Raw genomic sequence first — 19,153 nt, 5'->3', positions numbered from 1 at the left:
CACCGAAAGGCGGAAGTGCAAATGAGGCGGAATCGTGTATTGGTCGTGGTGCTGTCGTTGATCGCCACGACCCTGGGTATCGGAACGTCGCAGGCATTCGCCGCGGCGCCGGTGTTCCGGGGGGCGTCGAGCGTCAACGTCAACAGCCAGAGCCCATCGGTCACCCTGCCGAGCGAAGTGCAGGCCGGGGATCAGCTCGTGATGGTCGTGTCGACGAACACCGACACCGCCATCGCAACCCCGGCCGGCTGGACGTTGCTCGGTACCGCGCTGGATGGTCGCACGATCACCTCGCCGAACATGACGTCGGCGGTCTTCACGCGGACGGCCGACGGTGCCGCCGGTGGTGCCACCGTCGGGTTGTCGTTGGGCACGATCAGCAAGACGGCGATCACGGTTGCCGGATACGCAGGTGCGCAGCCGGCCTCGTCGGCGAACGCGACCACGATCGACTCGGCTTCCGACACGCTGTCCACCTCCGCACTGGTCGCCGGCCAGGACGACACCATCCTCATCGACTATTGGGTCGACAAGGGTGCCAACACCGGCTGGACCGTCGAAGGCGTCGACGTGCGCGCGACGTCGATCGGATCCGGCGGCGGTCGAGTCACCGCATTGATGGCCGATCGTGTCGTGGCTGCCGGGCCCGTCGACGGCGTGACCGCCACGTCGACCGACGTCGGTACGAAGGGCATCGCGTGGACCATCGAGCTGGCTCCGGTCGGCGTCGTCCAGGCCACGCCGACGGCAGCTGTGACCGGTGACTGTGTGGATCTGACCTGCTCCTTCGACGCCGGCGCTTCGTTCGACGCCGACGGCACGATCGTGAGGTTCGACTGGGACTTCGGCGACGGGACATCGATGCCCGATGCCGGGCCCGCCCCTGAGCACGTCTACGCCGCGGCCGACGACTTCACGGTGACGGTGACGGTGACCGACGACGACGGATTGGACGACGACGCGAGCGTCACGGTCACGACCACCCACGACGGACCCAACGCGACGCCGGTTGCGTCGTTCACGGTCGGCTGCACCTTCCTGTCGTGCACCTTCGATGCCGCAGCGTCCTCCGATGCCGACGGGTCGGTCGTCGACTACACCTGGGACTTCGGAGACGGTGCATCGGGCGCGAACGTCGTCGACCCGACCCACATCTATGCCAGTGCCGGCGACTACACGGTCACCCTGACCGTCACCGACAACGAAGGCGCTGTGTCGCCACCGGCGCAGCTCGTCGCACAACCGAGCGCGCCACCCACAGGAACCGCACCCGCGTTCAGGGGGTCGAGCTCGAACAACCTCAACAGTCTGGATCCGTCGGTGACGGTGCCCACCGAAGTGGAGCCCGGCGACCAGATGGTGCTCATCGTGTCGACCAACACGACAGAGTCGATCGACACGCCGACCGGCTGGGACCTGCTCGGCTACGAGGTGGACGGACGAACCGCGACGACGCCCAGCATGTCGTCGGCGGTCTTCGGTGCCACCGCCGATGGCGGGAGTGCGGGTTCGACGGTGACCGTCGACCTGGGTGCATACAGCAAGACGGCACTGACGCTCGTCGCGTATTCGGGCGTGTTCCCGGCAACGACGGCGACCGCCACGACGATCGGCGCATCGTCGGCATCCCTGACCACCGCCCCGCAGTCGGTGGCCCAAGACGGCACCGTCGTGCTCAGCGCGTGGGCCGACAAGGGTTCGAACACCGGTTGGACCGCGCCAGCCGAGGTCGACGTTCGGGCGACCTCGATCGGTTCTGGCGGAGGCAGGGTGACCGCACTCGTCGGCGATCGCATCGCCTCAGCGGGCGAGTTGCCTGGGGCGACTGCGGTCTCGACTTCCTCGGGGACCAAGGGCATCGCGTGGACGATCGCCCTCGCTCCGATCCTGGTCGAGAACGTGCCGCCGACGGCGTCGTTCACGGTGGACTGCACGTTCTTGTCGTGTGAGTTCGATGCGTCGGGGTCGGTCGATCCGGACGGATCGGTGGATTCCTACAGTTGGGATCTCGGTGATGGGACGCTGTTGCCCGCTGGTGATGTCGTGCAGTCGCATGCGTATGTCGCGGCTGGTGAGTACGACGTGTCGTTGGTCGTGACCGACGACGATGGTGCGGTGTCCGAGGTTGCGGAGTCGGTGGCGAATGCTGTCGAGAACGTGGCGCCGGTCGCGGCGTTGGCTCCTGGGACGTGTGTGGATCTGACGTGTTCGTTCGATGCGTCTGCGTCGACGGATTCCGTGGGTTCGATCGTGTCGTACGATTGGGACTACGGCGATGGCACGGTGGAGACCGATGCCGGTCCGACACCGGAACACGTGTACGCGACGGCCGACATCTTCACGGTGACGGTGACGGTCGTCGACGATGGTGGTCTGCAAGACCAGGCCTCCGTCGACGTGACGTCGACCGAACCCGTGAACGTGCCGCCGACGGCGTCGTTCACGGTGGACTGCACGTTCTTGTCGTGTGAGTTCGATGCGTCGGGGTCGGTCGATCCGGACGGATCGGTGGATTCCTACAGTTGGGATCTCGGTGATGGGACGCTGTTGCCCGCTGGTGATGTCGTGCAGTCGCATGCGTATGTCGCGGCTGGTGAGTACGACGTGTCGTTGGTCGTGACCGACGACGATGGTGCGGTGTCCGAGGTTGCGGAGTCGGTGGCGAATGCTGTCGAGAACGTGGCGCCGGTCGCGGCGTTGGCTCCTGGGACGTGTGTGGATCTGACGTGTTCGTTCGATGCGTCTGCGTCGACGGATTCCGTGGGTTCGATCGTGTCGTACGATTGGGACTACGGCGATGGCACGGTGGAGACCGATGCCGGTCCGACACCGGAACACGTGTACGCGACGGCCGACATCTTCACGGTGACGGTGACGGTCGTCGACGATGGTGGTCTGCAAGACCAGGCCTCCGTCGACGTGACGTCGACCGAACCCGTGAACGTGCCGCCGACGGCGTCGTTCACGTCCGATTGCGTCGATCTGTCCTGCACGTTCAATGCGGCTGCATCCTTCGAGCCGAGTGGCACGATCGTCACGTACGACTGGATCTTCGATGGCACGTCGATGCCCGACGCCGGCCCGACACCGGAGTTCGCGTTCCTCTTCGGCGGGGACTACGACGTCGAACTCACGGTCACCGACGATGACGGCGAGCAGGACACGTTGGTCTCGACCACCACGGTGACCGCTCCGGCACTTCCGGCTCAGCTGTTGCCGCCGGACGTTCCTCGGCGCAACGTCCCGGTGATCAGCACCGGCGAGATCACCGACCTCGAACTGATCGGCAATCGTGTGTACATCGTCGGCGGGTTCAGCTCGATTCGTAACAACGTGCCGGGCAACAACACGACGGTCGACCAGCGCTGGGTGGCTGCGTACAACATCGACACCGGGCTGGTCGACACGAACTTCCGTCCGACGTTCGACCGCAGCGTCACGGAGATCACGAGATCTCCGGATGGTTCCCGGCTCTACGTCGTTGGCCGCTTCAACACGGTGAACGGCATCACCCGCCGCAAGATCGCGGCGATCGACCCGGTGACCGGAGCGACGATCACGTCGTTCTCGGCGAACGCCAACGCGGCGGCGACGTCGGTGGCCGCCACGGAGTCAACCGTGTACGTCGGCGGTCAGTTCACGACCGTACGCAACACTCAGCGCGTCGGTCTCGCAGCGGTCGACGCGACGACCGGGCAGCTCGTCGGCAGTTTCGTCAACGACCTCTCCGGCGGCATCGGCGTCGATGGTCTGTTGACCGTGCAGGCGATGGATCTGACTCCGGACCGTGACAAGCTGCTGGTGGTCCACACCGGTCGCCAGGTCAGCGGTCAGGACCGTTACGGCATGGCGCTGATCGACACGCAAACGAACGATCTGCTGCCGTGGCGGAGCCGACTCTGGGACGACAACCTGGCACGAGTCGGCGGCGTGACCCGCATCTTCACCGGTTCCATTGCCCCCAACGGCGAGTACTTCGTGGTCGGGTCGGGCTCCGGCGGCGACCGCCCGCCGATCAGCGACACGGCCATCGCGTATCCGATCGAGGGTGGTGACTTCGTCGAACCGCTCTGGATCAGCCGCATGTTCGACAGCATCTACTCGATCGACATCAGTGATGACGCGGTGTTCGTCGGCGGTCACATGAACTACGTGGAGTCGCAGACAGCGCCCGACCCCTGGCCCGGTCTCGACAACGTCGGCTACGGCCGAGGGCAGGGTCTGGCCGGCTACGGCCTCGGTGACGACATCGTGATCCGCGAGCACATCGCCGCCATCGACCCGGCCAATGGCAAGGCGATCGAGTGGAACCCCGGTTCCAACTCCTATGAGGGCAACAAGGCGATGCTGTGGACGCCCCGTGGGCTCATCACCGGCGGTGATGCGACGACCCAAGGCGGCTACAACGTTGGGCGAGTGGCGTTCTACGACCTCAACGATTTGAACAACGTCGGTCAGACGGAGACGAAGATTCTCTCGCCGATCGAAGGTCGGGTCGAGAAGAGCGACCAACCGTTCGTCATCGGCGGGACCGCCACGGCTACCAGCGGCGTCCAGCGGGTCCAGATCGAGGTCATCGACGGCGCCAACCGGTATCTGCAGGACGATCTGCAGACCTGGGGCTCGTGGAACTCGATCATCGTCTCCGACCTCTCGTCGCCCGGAGCGACGTCGACCGAGTGGGCGCAGTACCTCACCGTGTCGGGCAACCAGCAGATCAGGGTCCTCGCACGAGCGTATGGCAACAACGGCACGAGCGATCCGGTCAAGGACATCCAGCGGTTCGAGACGTTCGGACTCGACGACGAGACGCCGACCACCGGGATCTCCGAACCGCGCGGCACGGTGCCGACGCTCGACTTCACGGTCTCGGGTACCGCCTCGGATGACGTCGGCGTGTCGGCGATCCGGATCTCGCTCCGCGACGCTCAGGATCGGTACATCCAGGACGACGGCAGCGTCAGTGCCGCCTACAACACCTTCACGACGGTGCCCGACGTGATCGGAGCCGTCGACGCGACCTGGTCGTACGAGGTCAGCGTTCCGTACGAGGGCGAGTGGTCGATGCAGGCCATCGCGGTCGACGTCGCCGGTCAGTCCGACCTGCGCAGCGCCGATCGGACCTGGATCGTCAGCGCGACCGCGATCCGCCCCGAAGTCGCGATCACCTCGCCGGTGCTCGTCAATCCGCCGTTCGACGAGGTCCATGTCGTGGCCCCCGGTGCGCCCCTCACGCTGAGCGGCATCGCAACGGATGACGAGGGGCTTCGTGACGTGGAGATCCGGATCCGAAACAGGATCACCGACGAGAACCTCGACAGAGCAGGCCTCTGGGGCATCGGCCTCAACCGTGGATGGCACCGCATCTCGCCGGTCGATATCTCCGGAACGAGCTACAACTGGACGTACACGACGCCGTTCACGCTCGAACAGGGTCGTTACGAGTTCGAGATCCGAGCGACCGACGATCTTGGGCTCACGACGTCGGGCACCTTCGAAGCAGAACTCGACGTCGACGTCGAGATCGAGGGCGACTCGCCGCCGGATGCGCGCCTCGACGTGACCGGCACCATCACCGATCTCGACGTGCTGCAGCTCAGCCTCACGGGAACGGCAACCGACGACTTCGGCGTCGCCGATCTGCGGTTCGAGTTCCGAGACCTCGACACCGGGCTGTACCTGCTCGCAGACGGCACCACCGGCGGAGCTCGAACCCGCCTGCCGGTGACCGCGATCGAACCGGCAGATCCGGAGAACCCGACCGACCTGACGTCGGTGACGTTCCGCATCGATGTCGAACTCCCCAACGAAGGTGATTGGTACGTCGAGGTGTACGCCTACGACACGTCGGGTCAGATCGACACGTCACAGACGGGTGCCACGGCTCGGTATCAGCTGTTCCCGGGCGACACGGCCCCGATCGTCTCGCTCCTCTCACCGCCCGCCGGCACCGTCTTCAACGACGCCCGGCTCATCGTGACCGGGCGGGTCGAGGACGACCGGCAGATCGCCGGCGCACAGGTGGCGATCCAGAACAGCGACGGCCTGTACATGAGCTCCAGCGGTGCGTTCACCAGCGGCTCGCCGAACTGGCGTGGTGCGTTCCTGACGAGCCCCGGCTCGCCCGGTTCGAACTTCTCGTACACCTCGCCGCCGATCCCCGACGGTGACTACACCATCTACGCCCGGGGCTACGATCAGCGCGGCGCTGTGACCGAAGTGCCTCGAACCACGACGGCAACCGTGACCAGCCCGCCGAACGATCCGCCTGTCGCCGCCGATTTCGGCATCTCGTGCGACGAGAACGTGTGCACGTTCGACGGGCGTGATTCGACCGACGAGGACGTCGCGACGTTGTCGTACTCGTGGAGCTTCGGTAACGGGTCCGGGTCCGGTCCGCTGCCCACGCGGACGTACACGGCCGAGGGGACCTACACGGTCACGCTCACGGTGACCGACTTCTATGGCGTGTCGTCCCAAGTGGTGTCGAAGGACATCGTGATCTCCACGCCGGTCGGGAACCAGGCTCCGACCCCGGTCATCGCTGCGGCGTCGTGCACGCTGTTGCGATGCAACTTCTCGAGTCTCGGAACTGCGGAGCCCGATGCCGGCGACTCGTACTCGTTGTCGTGGGACTTCGGTGACACGACGACGAGCACCTCCTCGTACCCGTCGCACACGTTCGATGCTCCCGGCATCTACACGGTCACACTGACCGCAACGGATGGTTGGGGCGCAGCAGCGAGTGTGGATGTCGTCGTCGACGTGTCGGTCCCGGTCGGCAACGTCGCCCCGACGCCGGTGGCCGACCCGACGGTGTGTACGCAACTCTCGTGCCAGTTCTCGAGTAGTGGCTCGTTCGACTCGAATGCCGGCGACACGTTCACGGTGTCGTGGGACTTCGGTGACGGGGTCACGAGCGGCCTCGCTGCCCCCGTGCACGTGTACGCGGCGCCGGGTACGAAGACGGTGTCGCTCATGGCGACCGACGTGTGGGGGGCGTCGCAGACGATCTTCTTCGATGTCGTCGTGACCGAGTGAACGTTGCGGTGACCCGCCGCTGAACCGCGCAGCTGCCGCCGCATTTGCGGCGGCAGTTCGCGTTGCCGGCGACTGCCCCGGGGCACCCTGCCCCTGACCGTGGTCTCCGAGCGGAGTCGGCGGCCCCGTCCACGGGGCTCACGATGGGCGACCGGCTTCGTCGGCGCTACGTCCGAGAACTCGTTCGGTGCGGCGTCTCAGGTCGACAGCGCGAGTTCGACGGTGGTGCCACTCTGTGGCCACAGCGGCTCATGCGCGGCTGCCCTCGGACTGCTCGATGGCATCTGTTCGACCAGTCGATGACTCGATGAGATGAGTGGGGAAGCCGACCCGACCGCGCCTGTCGCCGAGGGTCGAACATGGCGAGTCGGCTCGACGGCTCGGACAACTCGGGATCACCAGGACGGTGGTGCCGGGTGCGAATCGCGGATCGCTAGGGCGTACCCGGCGTCGGTGTCATGGCGAAGTACTCGTGCGATGCGACCTCGTTCAGGGCGTCGGCGAACTCGTTCGCATGAGCAGCATCTCCGCTCAGCCTGGCATCGATCGAACGGGCGCGGTCGTTCCAGTAGACGAGTGCTTTGATGGCGGGGAACTGCGTTCGGAGCGTGTCAGGGGCCTCGCGAACGATGTCCGCCGCTCTGCTGTTCGTAGCCAGGTCGAAGCCCCATTCAGCCAACATGATCGGCGTTCCGGGCATCTTGGCCGTCGCCCACTCGTAGAAGCCGGGCCAGCCGGCATCGTTCGGATCGTTGAGCATGTGGGCGAACGTGGTGTGGCGTTCGAATGCGTATGGATCATACGCGATCCAGTCGACGACATCGTCGCCCGGGTAGAGGGCATCGACGATCGGGGCCCACCGTTCGAAGCCCATGTAGTTCATCACGTAGACGACGTTGTTGACGCCGGCTGACCGCAGTTTGCCGACAACGTGTCGATACATGTCCACGTAGTCGTCGGCCGTCATCCCCGCCGTGCTGTCGTCCACGACGTCATTCTCCGGCTCATGATGGATGGTGAGGAAGAGTTGACGTTCGTACGCCGAGAGACCCGACGCAACCCGATCGATGCCCTCATCCGCTTCGCCCGCGGCAATGCGCCTCCAGCTCATGTCCGTGGCGGGTTTCCACGCGAAGTGGAGGATGCTGGGCTGCCCGCCGGCGCGCTCGGCCAACGCGATGTGCTCAGGTGCAGGAAATGGTTCGCCTCCTCGTTGGTAGAAGTGGAGGATGTCGGGCCGCTCGTCGACGCGCGCCTCGTACTCGGCGAGACCTCGAACGTAGTCGTACCGGCCGTCAGCGGACGGAGACGATACGCCAAACCATGCGCCACACGTCGGCACCAGGAGCGGGGTGACTTCACATCCCGTCGTTCCGGTTGCCGAGGAGTCGGTGTCGAACGTGTTTCGAGTCGTGGACGTCGCGTCGCTCTGGATCACGGTTTGGGTGCAGCTTGTCATCAAGCTCAATGCCACCGCAGCCGCCGCCGCTCTCGGCCGAAACATCGCTCGAACTGTATCGCAGAGAACTCCCGGCCCGGTGGTGGTCTCGCGGCAACCGGAGCTGCGTCGCGACACCGACGGTTGCTCGATGGCTCGTCGCACGCGGTTGTTGGGGCGCGAGCGGGCCCATAGCCTCCCGGGGATGGTGCGAACCTCGGACAGTCGCAGCTCGGCGGACGGGTCCGCCGCTGCACCCAAGATTTCGGTGGTGATCGCCACGCACAACCGCCCGGAACTGCTCCGGAAGGCGATCGACGCTGCGCTCGGGCAAGAGTACGCGGGTGAGATCGAATGTGTGATCGTCTTCGATCGAAGCGAGCCCGATCCCGGACTCGAGACAGTACCTGCGGCGGACGGACCTCGACGCTCCGTCAAGGTGACGACGAACACGCGCTCGCCCGGTCTCGCTGGAGCGCGCAACTCGGGGATCTCGCTCAGCGATGGTGAGTTCGTTGCGTTCTGTGATGACGATGACGAATGGCTCCCCGGGAAGCTGAACGCTCAAGTCGCCCTCTTCGAACCGGGTGTTGTCGCAGCGGTGAGTGGGATCCGGATCCAATACTCGGACAGCACCACCGATCGGGTTCCGGAGGGATCGACCCTCGAGCTCAACGTGCTGATTCGGTCGCGGGTGATGGAAGCCCACCCGTCGTCGGTCGTCGTCCGGCGGCACGCACTGATCGACCAGATCGGGCTCGTCGACGAACAGATCCCTGGCAGCTTTGCCGAGGATTACGACTGGATCATCAGGGCAGCCAAGGTCGGTCCGATCGCCATCGCTCCTGCCCCGTACGTGATCGTGCGCTGGGGTCAGTCGCTCTTCTCGAGCAACTGGCCGGTGATCATCGAAGCGCTCGACTACCTCGTCGACAAGCACCCGGAATTCCGTGAGAGCCGCTCAGGCTACGGCAGAATCCTCGGTCAACGTTCGTTTGCCCTGGCGGCGGTGGGGCGCCGTCGAGAGGCGGCCCGCGACATCGTTCGAACGCTCGTGCGGCGTCCGTTGGAGCCGCGAGCGTACTTGGCGGTCGCCGTGGCTCTGCGCCTCGCGAATCCCGAACGAATCAAGGCGTGGGCCCACCGGCGGGGCCGCGGGATCTGAACTCAGGCGACCGCTGGTGACTTCGGGGATCTCCGGATGTCTCGCATCAGCTGATCGAGAGCGACTCGGCTTCGAAGCTTCCACAGTGTGACGCCGTAGAGAACGAGCGCGATCGCGAATACCCCGAAGAACGGAGCGACACCGGTCCCGAACATCAGCCGGGTGAGCGCCATCGGAAGCGCGATCGTGGCTGATGCAACGAGAATTGCCGTGGCGAGCGGACGTCCGAGCGGAGACAACCCGTGACGCTGCACCTGAAGGAGGGGAAGCAGGTTGGTGGCCAAGATGGCGGCCAGCCACCCGATCGCCGATCCCACCATTCCGTACGCCGGGGCAAGGATCAGGTTGAGCACGATGTTGAGCGCGAGAGCGATCAAGATGTTCACCGTCGAGAGCCAGGACTTACCCAGCATCAGGAGCACGACGTCGACGAGTCCACATGAGGTGGCGAACAACATTGCGACCGAGAGGATGACCAACGCTGGCGCTCCACGCTCATATCCGTCACCGAAGACGCTCAGAACCAGAGGCGCGTGCGTCATCATGACGATGTAGACGGGCCAGCTCACGAGCACCAACCAGGTCGTCGAGAGACCAAACAGGCCTCGAACGGAATCCTGGTCGCCCCCCACGACCAAGCGGCGAAGCTGTGGCTGGATCGTCTGACGCAATGCCGTGGCCACGAATACCCCGGCGATCATGCAGCGTGAGACCGTTCCGTAGATACCGGACTCCTCCAGCGGATACACGGCGGCGAGAATGAGAACATCCAATCGCTGTGTCAGCGTCTGAGCGGTGCGAGCGATCGACCGCGGGGCGGTGTAGCGCCAGAGCATCGATTGAGACACGTGTTCGTCGGGTGTGCGCCGACGTTCGACGTGAGTTCGCGTCAGCAGGCCGAGTGCCACGATGACGACCAACACATGAGGGACAGCCCACGCGAGCGTCACGGAGCGCGCTGACGCAAAGTGCAGCCCAGCAGCGATCATTCCCCCGATCTGAACGGTTGGCCGGATGATGCGGTCGAGCACCATCGCGACCAGCACCTCGTCGCGCGCTTGCAGCGCTCCGAGCGTGATTTCGTAGAGTCCGGCAAAGGGCAGGGTGAGGGCGATGACACGGATCACCGACGCCGTGTTCGACTCGCCCGCGTCCGACTCCGAGAGGAGGCGTCCGACCGGGCCGGCCAGCCACCAGACGGCAGCGGCGAGCAGGGTCCCCGCCAACGCAGACCATCCCACCACGATGCCGATCATTCGGCGAGCCGCCGACGGGGACATCGTCGGCACGAAGTACTGCAGCGCGGTTTCTGCACCGAAGGAACTCAGTGCCTGAACGATTGCGAAGACCGATGCGGCGACGAAGAACTGACCGGCGTCCGATCTCGTCAATGTCCAACTGACGATGAGCAGGGTGGCGATGGTCGCCACCCCGCTGATCCCTGCCGAGACGAGGGCGAGGGCGCTTCGCCTCCCGAGGCCTGTGAGGCCGTCAGCCACGACGGAAGTCGAACTCGGCTCCGAGCATCTCCACGAGCCGTTCGTTCGACTCGTCGAACAGTCTGGCGAGCCGTTGTTCGGTAGCCGGCTCGATACCCTCGTAGGTGCGAGCGTTGTGCACCCTGAATTGGGCGGAGAACGGGCTCAAACCGAGAAATTCCAGTGTCTTGGAGTAGGCCTCGGAGGGCTCGGTGAAGAGTTCGTTCGACGACAGGATCAGAACTCGATCTTCACCGAAGACGTCTCGAAGACGTGTGACCTGTTCGGCGTACTGGCCACGCGCCACATACGAGTGGTGTTGGTGGTGGAAACTGTAGCCGGTCGGCTCGGAGAGGAGCTGCGCTTGACCTTCCAAGCGCTCCTCCTCTGCGTCGAGCGCTCGTTCGAAGGAGAGGTCCTCGAATCCTCGAGCCGTTTCGTGGGCCCAATGAGAATGAGCCCGCTCGATCGGATCTCGAAGTATTGCGATGATCTTCGCCGATGGAAGGGTGGTGTTGATCCGGGACGCGCACTCCGGATGAAAGAGATAGTACGGCGCGCCCTCGCCGACGTGAGTCGGGCGCTGCCCGAACGGCACGACTCCCGGGCGGAGCGGAAAGTGTGACCGATACCATGCGAGCGACTTGTCGGCGTTCGTGTCGAAATAGTGAACCCCTTTACCCAGACGGACCGAACCGACGTCAGGATGCTGCGTGAGGTACTTGTAGAGCGAAGTGGTGCCCGCTCGCTGAGCGCCGACGATGAGGAAGTCCGGCAACATTCGCCACGTCGAGGTCGCGATCCCGATGGGAGCGGTCAGTTGACGACCGAGTTCGGCGGCGGTCTGTCGGGCTCGTTTCTTGAACGTGTTCATGATGTCTCGAGTCGTGTCTGGAGGGCCTGGTGAAGCATGTTCGTCCACGTCGCCAATTGGGCTGATGGGTGTGCGCCGCCGTCCCGTTCGTAGCGACCGAGCAGATCGGCAACGTACCAGTCGAAATGAACATGTCGATCGATGGGATCGAGTTCGGGCACGATCTCGTCCAAGTTCGTCCGAACGTCACTCAGGACATCCGGTAGCGCTTGCTGTCGACGGTGCATGCCTGTCTGCACGCGGAAATGGAATCGGTCGAAACCGGCGGGGGCCTCGAGGCGGTAGCGCTCCCAGTCCCACACGGCGGCCTCGGGGGCTCCGGACAGGATGTTCCAGGGGACGAAGTCGCCGTGGCTCGCGCCACATTTCAACGCCCGATCGGCGTGCTGTGCCGTCAACTGTGCCACCGCCGGGCCGGTGAGACGCAACGACATCGTCTCTCGTCGAAGCAGTTCGACAAACTTCGACTTCTCGGTCGAATCGGCGGAGGTCACACCGGTCGCTTGGATGAGCCGGGCGAGTTCATCGTGCGCGTCGAGCGTCGGCGGCCGGTGATGAAGGGTGCTCACGGGAGTGAGCGCCAGCCATGTCGCCGCACCGAAGTCGCCGGTCGCCACGACTTCAGGAACGGCGAAGCCGCGTGTGGACGTCCGAGCGAGATGCGTCAGGGCATGGAGTTCTGACCGGAGCAGCCGACGGGTGAGGTCGCTCCAGGCGACCTTGACGTACATCAAGGTCTTCCCGCGCCGGTCGTACAGCTGAACGACCGGCTTCTGGTTCGCCCGTTCGGGCCCACACAAGACCGTCGCAAGGGGTTCTCCGAGTCCGAGGACCTCCGCGATGTGGGCGACCAGACTGTCGTCGTCACGGACCTGCAACCGACGACGCGAGGCCAGCGCCCCGATGCTGAGGAGACCGGCCAAGCCGGCCGTGTCGCGCCAGATTCGGGAGCGAGGCCGATCATCGCTGCGGCGCGAGGCGGTCGCCCGAATGCTCGCCCAGTGCCATGGGTGGAGCTGTCGGGGTCGTGCGGAGTCGGGCAGGGCGACGAGCCGCTGCGAACGGGTGGGGCCGCTACCGGTCGGCTGCCCCACCTCGTCGGGCCACAGTACTGCTACCGCATCCAGGCTCACGGTGTCACCGTTCGTCGAGGGCGGGCACATGAGGCCTCCGGGATCGTCGGGGTCGGTCGGTGTTGGGGCCCTCGAGGGCCTGGTCGCTCCGGTACAGCAGACCGATCGCGGTCAGGATGATGGGGAGCGGCGCCGGGAACATGTTGTAGAAGATCATCTGCACGGCGGCCACGAACACGACGCTCGCCAACATGATGGATATGGGATCCGTCCGCATCACCGCTCTCCACATCGCTCCGCTGAGGAACACAAGGTACAGAGCGAGTCCGACAAGCCCATGCGCGAACATTGCATACCAGATGTGGCCGTGCGTTCCGACGGCCGGCGAGAACGGATTGATCGAAGGTCGGGTTCCACCCCAACCCACGATGGGAGACTGCTTGGCTCCCTCCCAGGCCTCCTGGTAGATCCCGGCCCGGGCGCCGGCGTCCGACTCGCTCAGCCGACCGGCGACGACGTCACCGATCGGCGTGAGGGCAACAAGCGCGGCCAGGATGGCAACGCTCGCTGCGAGAAGCCTCAGCGGTCCCGTCCGACCGACGAGAAAGCTCCGGACAGCGACTGTTGCAAAGATCACGCCGGTACTGATCCAGAGTCCGCGATTCAGAGACAGGACCATGGGAGGTATGGCGACCAGCAAGCCCACAATGCCGAGACGTTGTCGGCGGGGATCGTCCGAGTACAGCGTGGCGGCAATGAAGAACGGGGTCAGCAGACCGACCGCGCCTCCCCATTCGTTGGTAAAGGCGAACAACGTCGAGGGACGCGGAATGTCGATGCCGAAGAGGTTCTGCACTTGGGCCAACCGGGGCTTGGCAAGACTTGCGATGAACTCGTCGTTGGCGATCGAATCGGGGAGGACGAGACTGACAGGAGTCTTCGTCAGTCGCACGTTGGGGAAGAACAGTCCGAAGTACCCGCCGACGATCGCCCACACCCAGAGCATTGCTATCCAGTCGATGAACTGGCGCCGACTGACCCGAGACTCGTTGTAGACGTAGATCGCCAACCCCAATGCAGCGAGGTACTCCGCGTATCGCATGCCGAACACAATGAGCCGAGTGAACCGGTCGACGCTGATGACCGAGAACGCTGCCCAGCCCACGTAGACGGCGAACAGCCAGACGGAAGGCGGCCAACGAAGAGGCGGTCGAAGTGCGATCCAGACCCAGAGGGGCACGGCGGCACCCGCCCAGATGAAGCCGCCCAACCCCATGGCCCAGAGGAGCGGGTTCAGTGTGAACAGTCCGAAGACGATCCATCCGGGGCGGAGCCAGACCGACCGAGGTCTCGACCGGCCGCGAAAGGGCTGAGCCGGTGAGGGCCGTGACCTGGCGGAGGTGTCTCCGACGGCGACACCTGTGACCGTCTCAGCGGGCATACCACTGGCGGAGGGGAGTGGTCAGCAGCTCGATCACTCGACGCGACCCGCTGGGCAAGCTGGAACGCCACGCCTGATCGGAACGGATCGTCAAGTTTCCGGATCTGAACCGCATCGGGTTACCCGAAGCGGTGTGATCGATGCCGAGTTCGACGAGGTTGCCGGCCAGGTCGGGCACGGAACCGAGCGAGTCGCCACCCGACAGCAGCGCCTCCGCGCGCCGGAACAGTTCTGTTGGATCGGCCGTGAACTGTTCGTACGCCAGGCGCTGCGTCGGCACCCTGAGCCAGGACGCCAGTTGAAACAGCAGGTTGTGGCTCGTCCAACGTCCGACCGCCGACACCGTCCCCAGTCGCTCCATGTCCTCCGACGACTCCGGGCGGCTGACGCGTTTTGTCCACGAGTGGGCAACGCCGCGTGGGTCCCGGACGACGTGTAAGAGTCGTAGCTGGTGAGAGGGCAGTGCCCGGAGTAGGAACAGGTACGACGGGTGCTTCGACGAGTCGACGAGGACGACGTTGCCAGTGTCTGTCGCCACCTCACCGATCGCGATGTAGAGCTGATCGAGCGTCCCGATGAGTCGGTTGCGGGCTTGCTGGAACGGCCTCGGGGCCAGTCGAGGGGCGATCAACCACGGGATGTAGCGGTTGCGGTCGACGCGGCGGCGGTCGCGTCGGAGTTCGTCGAGGTCGACCAGATCCCAGCCTCCGAATGCTCGTCGTCCGACTTCCAGCCAGAAGGGGCACGAATGAAACGGCAGCCCGCACCCGCAAGGTTCGTTCAGCCCGACACCGCGATCCCAGAGATGGACGAGCTCGCCGAGTGCCGCTGCGCGCTCACATGTGGCGAGCGTTCGTTCGAGAAGCGTCGTGCCGCTGCGACCGACGGCCCCGATGTAGACGATCGTGCTCATTTCGTGCGTCGGATCAGCACGCGATCACGCAGCCGGCGTTTCGGGGCCGTGCCGGCGAGCAGATCTCCCACGAGGCGCTCGAACTCCGAGACGGCCGCTGTCGATCGACTGACGTCCGGCACAGATACTGGCCGTGGCTCGCTGAGCATGCGGATCAGATCGACGGACGATCTTGCGATGTCGATCACGCCCTGACGTTCGAGTTCGGCGGCGTATCGCATTTGGTGATCGTCGACATGTTCCCCGCGGCTCGGGTTCCGGGGTACGACCACGGGTCGGTGACCGTGCTCCATGGCCACCGCGATGGTCCCCGGGCCGCCATGGCAGACCACCGATTTCGTCGAACTCAGTTCCGCACGGAGGTCGGGCTGCGAGAGGTAGTCGACGCTTCGTAGGTTGTTTCGTGCCGGCGTCGCGCCGCGCTGTACGAGTACATCGAGTCCCAACTGGCCGTGAAGCATCTCAGCCCAGTCGAGCATACGTTCGAAGGGGTGGTGGTCGGTCCCGACCGAGACGAACACGTCGCTCACAGCAGCGTTCCGATGAGATGGCTCCCGGGGAAGAGCTCCAGCTGTGGACGTGTCTGCACCAGGACCAGGTCGGTGACGGGGGAGACGAGTCGAGCCGTCATCGTGCGAGTGTCGAACCGGTCGATGACCTCGATGTAGACGGTCTTCGCGCCGAAGAGCTTCGCGACCCAGAAGAACGGAACCGCGATGGCTGCGCCAGAGGAGATGACGAGATCCGGTCGGCTCCGGCTCACGGTGCGAATGGCCAACCAGGTGTTCCGAAGCAGGTTCTTGATGTTCCGGGTGGTCGGGTGATACGCCCAGACGACCTTGCGGCCCTCGAGGTTGCTGACGGCGTCCGGAAGCTCGAACGTGACCCACGTGACATCGTGCTGGTCCGACCACCGCTCGAGGCGCAGAAGCTGAGCGAGGTGTCCGCCTGCGGAACTCGCAATGAGAACCCGCTTCGCACCGACGTGTGCTCGAGCCTCGCTCATTGGGTCCTCAGTCCGTCCGCCACCATCACCAGACCACAACATACCTGAACGTCCATCTGAGCCACAGGTGGTGAAGCGCGAGTGGCCGGGGGTGTGAGTGGGTCGGCGCCCGCCGTAGCGGTGTGGTGGGTTCGTGGCGGGGTGGGTGGGTGGTCAGGGGGTCATTTGGTTGAAGATGGGTTGGTTGGCGAAGTTGCGGTAGGCGTCGCCGAGTGCTTTGCCTTTCGTGGTGGTGTTGGTGAGGCGTGTGTCCCAGCGGCCGTTGTCGTTGAAGTAGACGATGGCTTTGAGGTGGGGGTACTTGGCCATGATGGTGTTGGGGTCGACCTTGAGGACCGAGGCGGGGTCGGCGTTGCCGTCGACGTCGACGCCCCATTCGCACATCATGAGGGGTTTGCCTGGTGCTTTGGCGAGGGACCAGTTGTAGAAGCCGGGCCAGTTGAGGTCGGGGCGGTCGTCGTTGATGAGTTCGCCGAAGCCGTTGAAGCGGTTGTCGGTGGCGTAGGGGTCGTAGCACATCCAGTCGACGTAGTCGTGGCCGGGGTAGAGGTCGTCGAAGTAGTGGCGCCAGCCGTAGTAGCCCATGGGGTTCCAGACGTAGACGGCGTTGGTGACGCCGTGGGCGCGGAGCTTGTTGACGACGTAGCGGTACATGTTGCCGTAGTCGGCGGCGGTCATGCCCGAGCCGGACCAGTCTTGGACGTTGTCTTCGGGTTCGTGGAAGATGTTCAAGAAGAGCTTGTCGGGGTATTTCTTCAAGCTGTTGGCGACGGTGGCGATTTCGCTGTCGGCGGCGCCGTTGGCGATCTGGGCCCAGGTGTCGGATTTGCTGGGTTTCCAGTTGTAGAGCAGCAGGCTGCGTTGTTTGCCGGGCCGCTCGGTTTGGGCGATCTCCCACGAGGTGGGGAACTTCTGGGCGCCGGTTTTGTAGAAGTGGAGGATGTCGGGGGTGTTCTGGGCGACGTTTTCGTACTCGGCGAGACCGCGGTCGTAGTCGAACGAGCCGTCACGAGACGGGGTCGTGGCACCCAGCCACACACCACACGACGGCACCAACAACTCCGACACATGACAACCCGACGGCGACGGTGCGGGTGCCGGCGGCGTCGGGGTGACGCCCGGCGGGGACGGTACGGGCTTCGTCGGCGCAGTGGGAGCAACGATCGCCGCTTCGTCGGCGATGAAGTAGCCGAACTGGTCGTAGACGTAATGCGACGTGTTCGACGAGAACACGCTGACGCCCGACCTGGATGCCCTCGAAACGACCATGTTCGCGATGAACGACTCGCTGGTGGCGTTGATCGAGGACGTGATCGGCTGCTCGGTGCCATTGGCGTAGAGCGAGGCGAAACCGGGGCCGAAGGAATCGACCATGGCGAGCGAACCGACCGTGACGCCTCCCTGGACGTCGAACGCTCGTGCGGTGCCGGCGTTGACGGCGCCGCTCTCACGAGTGTCGATCCGACGGGTGGGGGTCGTCGGCACGTACAGCCCCTCTGACGACATCTCGCCGTAGGGGCTCGTGAAGAAGCCGATCACATCGACGATCACGTTGCCGCCGTGCGAGGAGTACAGCTTCATGTTCTTCTTCGAGATCGGTACGATCGCGGTCGTCGCCCGTGTTGCGCCGGCCGTCGGGACATTGACCGTCGAGGTCTCGGGACGTCGGCCCTCGGCGTATGCGGTGAAGTATCCGGGCACGTTCGGGGGAGTGACCGTCAGCGTGACGAGCGCGCCGGTCGCGTTCGTCCACGCGACGGGGATCTCGACGTCACGGGTCTCACCAGCTGAAAACGCACGGGTCTCCCGAGTGTCGAGGGCCCGGAGCGGATCGACACCGATGAAGCGGCCGCCGCGAGACTCGGTGACCGGAACGAAGGCGCCGGTCACGTCGATGACGATGTCGACCGGGGTGAGCGTGTACACGTCGATGGCTCCGCCATCGCTGAGCTCGACGATGGCTCCCGTGGAGTAGGTCTCGCCGACCTCGTAGTTGATGTTCGAGGCGTTCGGTCGAGTCGATCCGGCTCGGTAGGTCAGAGCGTGCCCCGGCGCCGTGCCGTTGGTGGCCACGATCGTGACGGCAGCAGCCGTCGCATCGGCCGGAACACCGTTGCGGCCCGCGATCTGGAGGCGCATGGTGTGGTCGTCGACGCGGGTGAAGCCGAGATCGATCCGGGTGTCGCCGGCGCGGAATGGCGTCACCGGGCGGTATGCGGATGTGTCCGGAGCGCCGGCCACCTGGTTGGCCTCCCCGACCACGATGCCGGCGGCGGCGATCGCCAGGGTGGCGACCAAGAGGCTGAGTGCCCAGGACCTCTTGCGGCGCGGAGTGACGCTGTTATTCGAGTGTGCGGTGTACATGTCGTCCCTTTTGGTATGGCGCTCGACGTGCGATGCCGTCGAGCCAGTGCGATGGCCCGTCCGCTGGCCCGCACAAGTATGGGGCGTCTTTGTGTCGACGCTTGGTCAATTATGTCGGCGGGAAGTCAAATGTTTCGATTTCATGACGATCCGTTGTCGATGGTTGAGAACCAGGCCGCATCGGTTCATCGGCCAGATCCGCCGTGACTTGAACGAAACGCCGACTGAACGTGACCTGGCGAACGGACGTTCCACGTGGCCGTAGCGCCGGCTTGTTACAATCCGCCGCACTGTGGTGGACCAATCGACAACCAGCCGCTCGACGACGGCGAATGAACCCCAACCCGAATTGCTGCCGGC

Annotated in this window: 11 protein-coding genes; 2 read left to right on the top strand and 9 right to left on the bottom strand. The window is 64.9% G+C overall.

The genetic code is table 11. The features are described from left to right. Nucleotides 1–21 precede the first annotated feature (21 nt). Nucleotides 22–7,041, top strand: a complete 7,020-nt coding sequence (locus R8G01_09370; GenBank protein ID MDW3214193.1) for a PKD domain-containing protein — start codon at nt 22–24, stop codon at nt 7,039–7,041. Between the two features lie 433 nt (nt 7,042–7,474). Here R8G01_09370 and R8G01_09365 read toward each other — a convergent pair whose 3' ends face one another. Beyond that, the gene (locus R8G01_09365; protein ID MDW3214192.1) at nt 7,475–8,029 is read right to left on the bottom strand and encodes a hypothetical protein; all 555 of its coding nucleotides are present in this window, start codon (nt 8,027–8,029) and stop codon (nt 7,475–7,477) included. Between the two features lie 655 nt (nt 8,030–8,684). Here R8G01_09365 and R8G01_09360 point away from each other — a divergent pair. Next, a complete protein-coding gene (locus R8G01_09360) occupies nt 8,685–9,644 on the top strand; it encodes a glycosyltransferase family 2 protein (GenBank protein ID MDW3214191.1) in 960 nt (319 codons plus the stop codon). 2 nt (nt 9,645–9,646) lie between these two features. Here R8G01_09360 and R8G01_09355 read toward each other — a convergent pair whose 3' ends face one another. From R8G01_09355 to R8G01_09320, 8 genes are all read right to left on the bottom strand, one after another. Continuing rightward, nucleotides 9,647–10,771, bottom strand: coding sequence for a polysaccharide biosynthesis C-terminal domain-containing protein (locus R8G01_09355; GenBank protein ID MDW3214190.1), 1,125 nt, complete (start codon nt 10,769–10,771; stop codon nt 9,647–9,649). Nucleotides 10,772–11,135: 364 nt separating this feature from the next. Beyond that, nucleotides 11,136–11,996, bottom strand: coding sequence for a sulfotransferase domain-containing protein (locus R8G01_09350; protein ID MDW3214189.1), 861 nt, complete (start codon nt 11,994–11,996; stop codon nt 11,136–11,138). Continuing rightward, nucleotides 11,993–13,129, bottom strand: coding sequence for a hypothetical protein (locus R8G01_09345; protein MDW3214188.1), 1,137 nt, complete (start codon nt 13,127–13,129; stop codon nt 11,993–11,995). Before R8G01_09345 ends, R8G01_09350 begins: the two co-directional genes overlap by 4 nt. A gap of 4 nt (nt 13,130–13,133) precedes the next feature. Further along, nucleotides 13,134–14,138 (bottom strand): hypothetical protein, encoded by a 1,005-nt coding sequence (locus R8G01_09340; protein ID MDW3214187.1) that lies wholly within the window; start codon nt 14,136–14,138, stop codon nt 13,134–13,136. A 361-nt stretch (nt 14,139–14,499) separates the two neighbouring features. Next, a complete protein-coding gene (locus R8G01_09335) occupies nt 14,500–15,423 on the bottom strand; it encodes a sulfotransferase (GenBank protein MDW3214186.1) in 924 nt (307 codons plus the stop codon). After that, the gene (locus R8G01_09330) at nt 15,420–15,953 is read right to left on the bottom strand and encodes a glycosyltransferase (protein ID MDW3214185.1); all 534 of its coding nucleotides are present in this window, start codon (nt 15,951–15,953) and stop codon (nt 15,420–15,422) included. The genes R8G01_09335 and R8G01_09330 overlap by 4 nt, the downstream gene beginning before the upstream one ends. Then, nucleotides 15,950–16,429, bottom strand: a complete 480-nt coding sequence (locus tag R8G01_09325) for a hypothetical protein (protein MDW3214184.1) — start codon at nt 16,427–16,429, stop codon at nt 15,950–15,952. The genes R8G01_09330 and R8G01_09325 overlap by 4 nt, the downstream gene beginning before the upstream one ends. A gap of 153 nt (nt 16,430–16,582) precedes the next feature. Further along, a complete protein-coding gene (locus tag R8G01_09320) occupies nt 16,583–18,793 on the bottom strand; it encodes a glycosyl hydrolase (protein ID MDW3214183.1) in 2,211 nt (736 codons plus the stop codon). Between the last annotated feature and the right edge of the window lie 360 nt (nt 18,794–19,153).

Source organism: Ilumatobacteraceae bacterium (genome assembly GCA_033344875.1).
Classification (GTDB): domain Bacteria; phylum Actinomycetota; class Acidimicrobiia; order Acidimicrobiales; family Ilumatobacteraceae; genus Ilumatobacter.
Note: the sequence above shows the minus strand (reverse complement) of the source record. Positions and strands in the feature narration are given on the sequence as shown.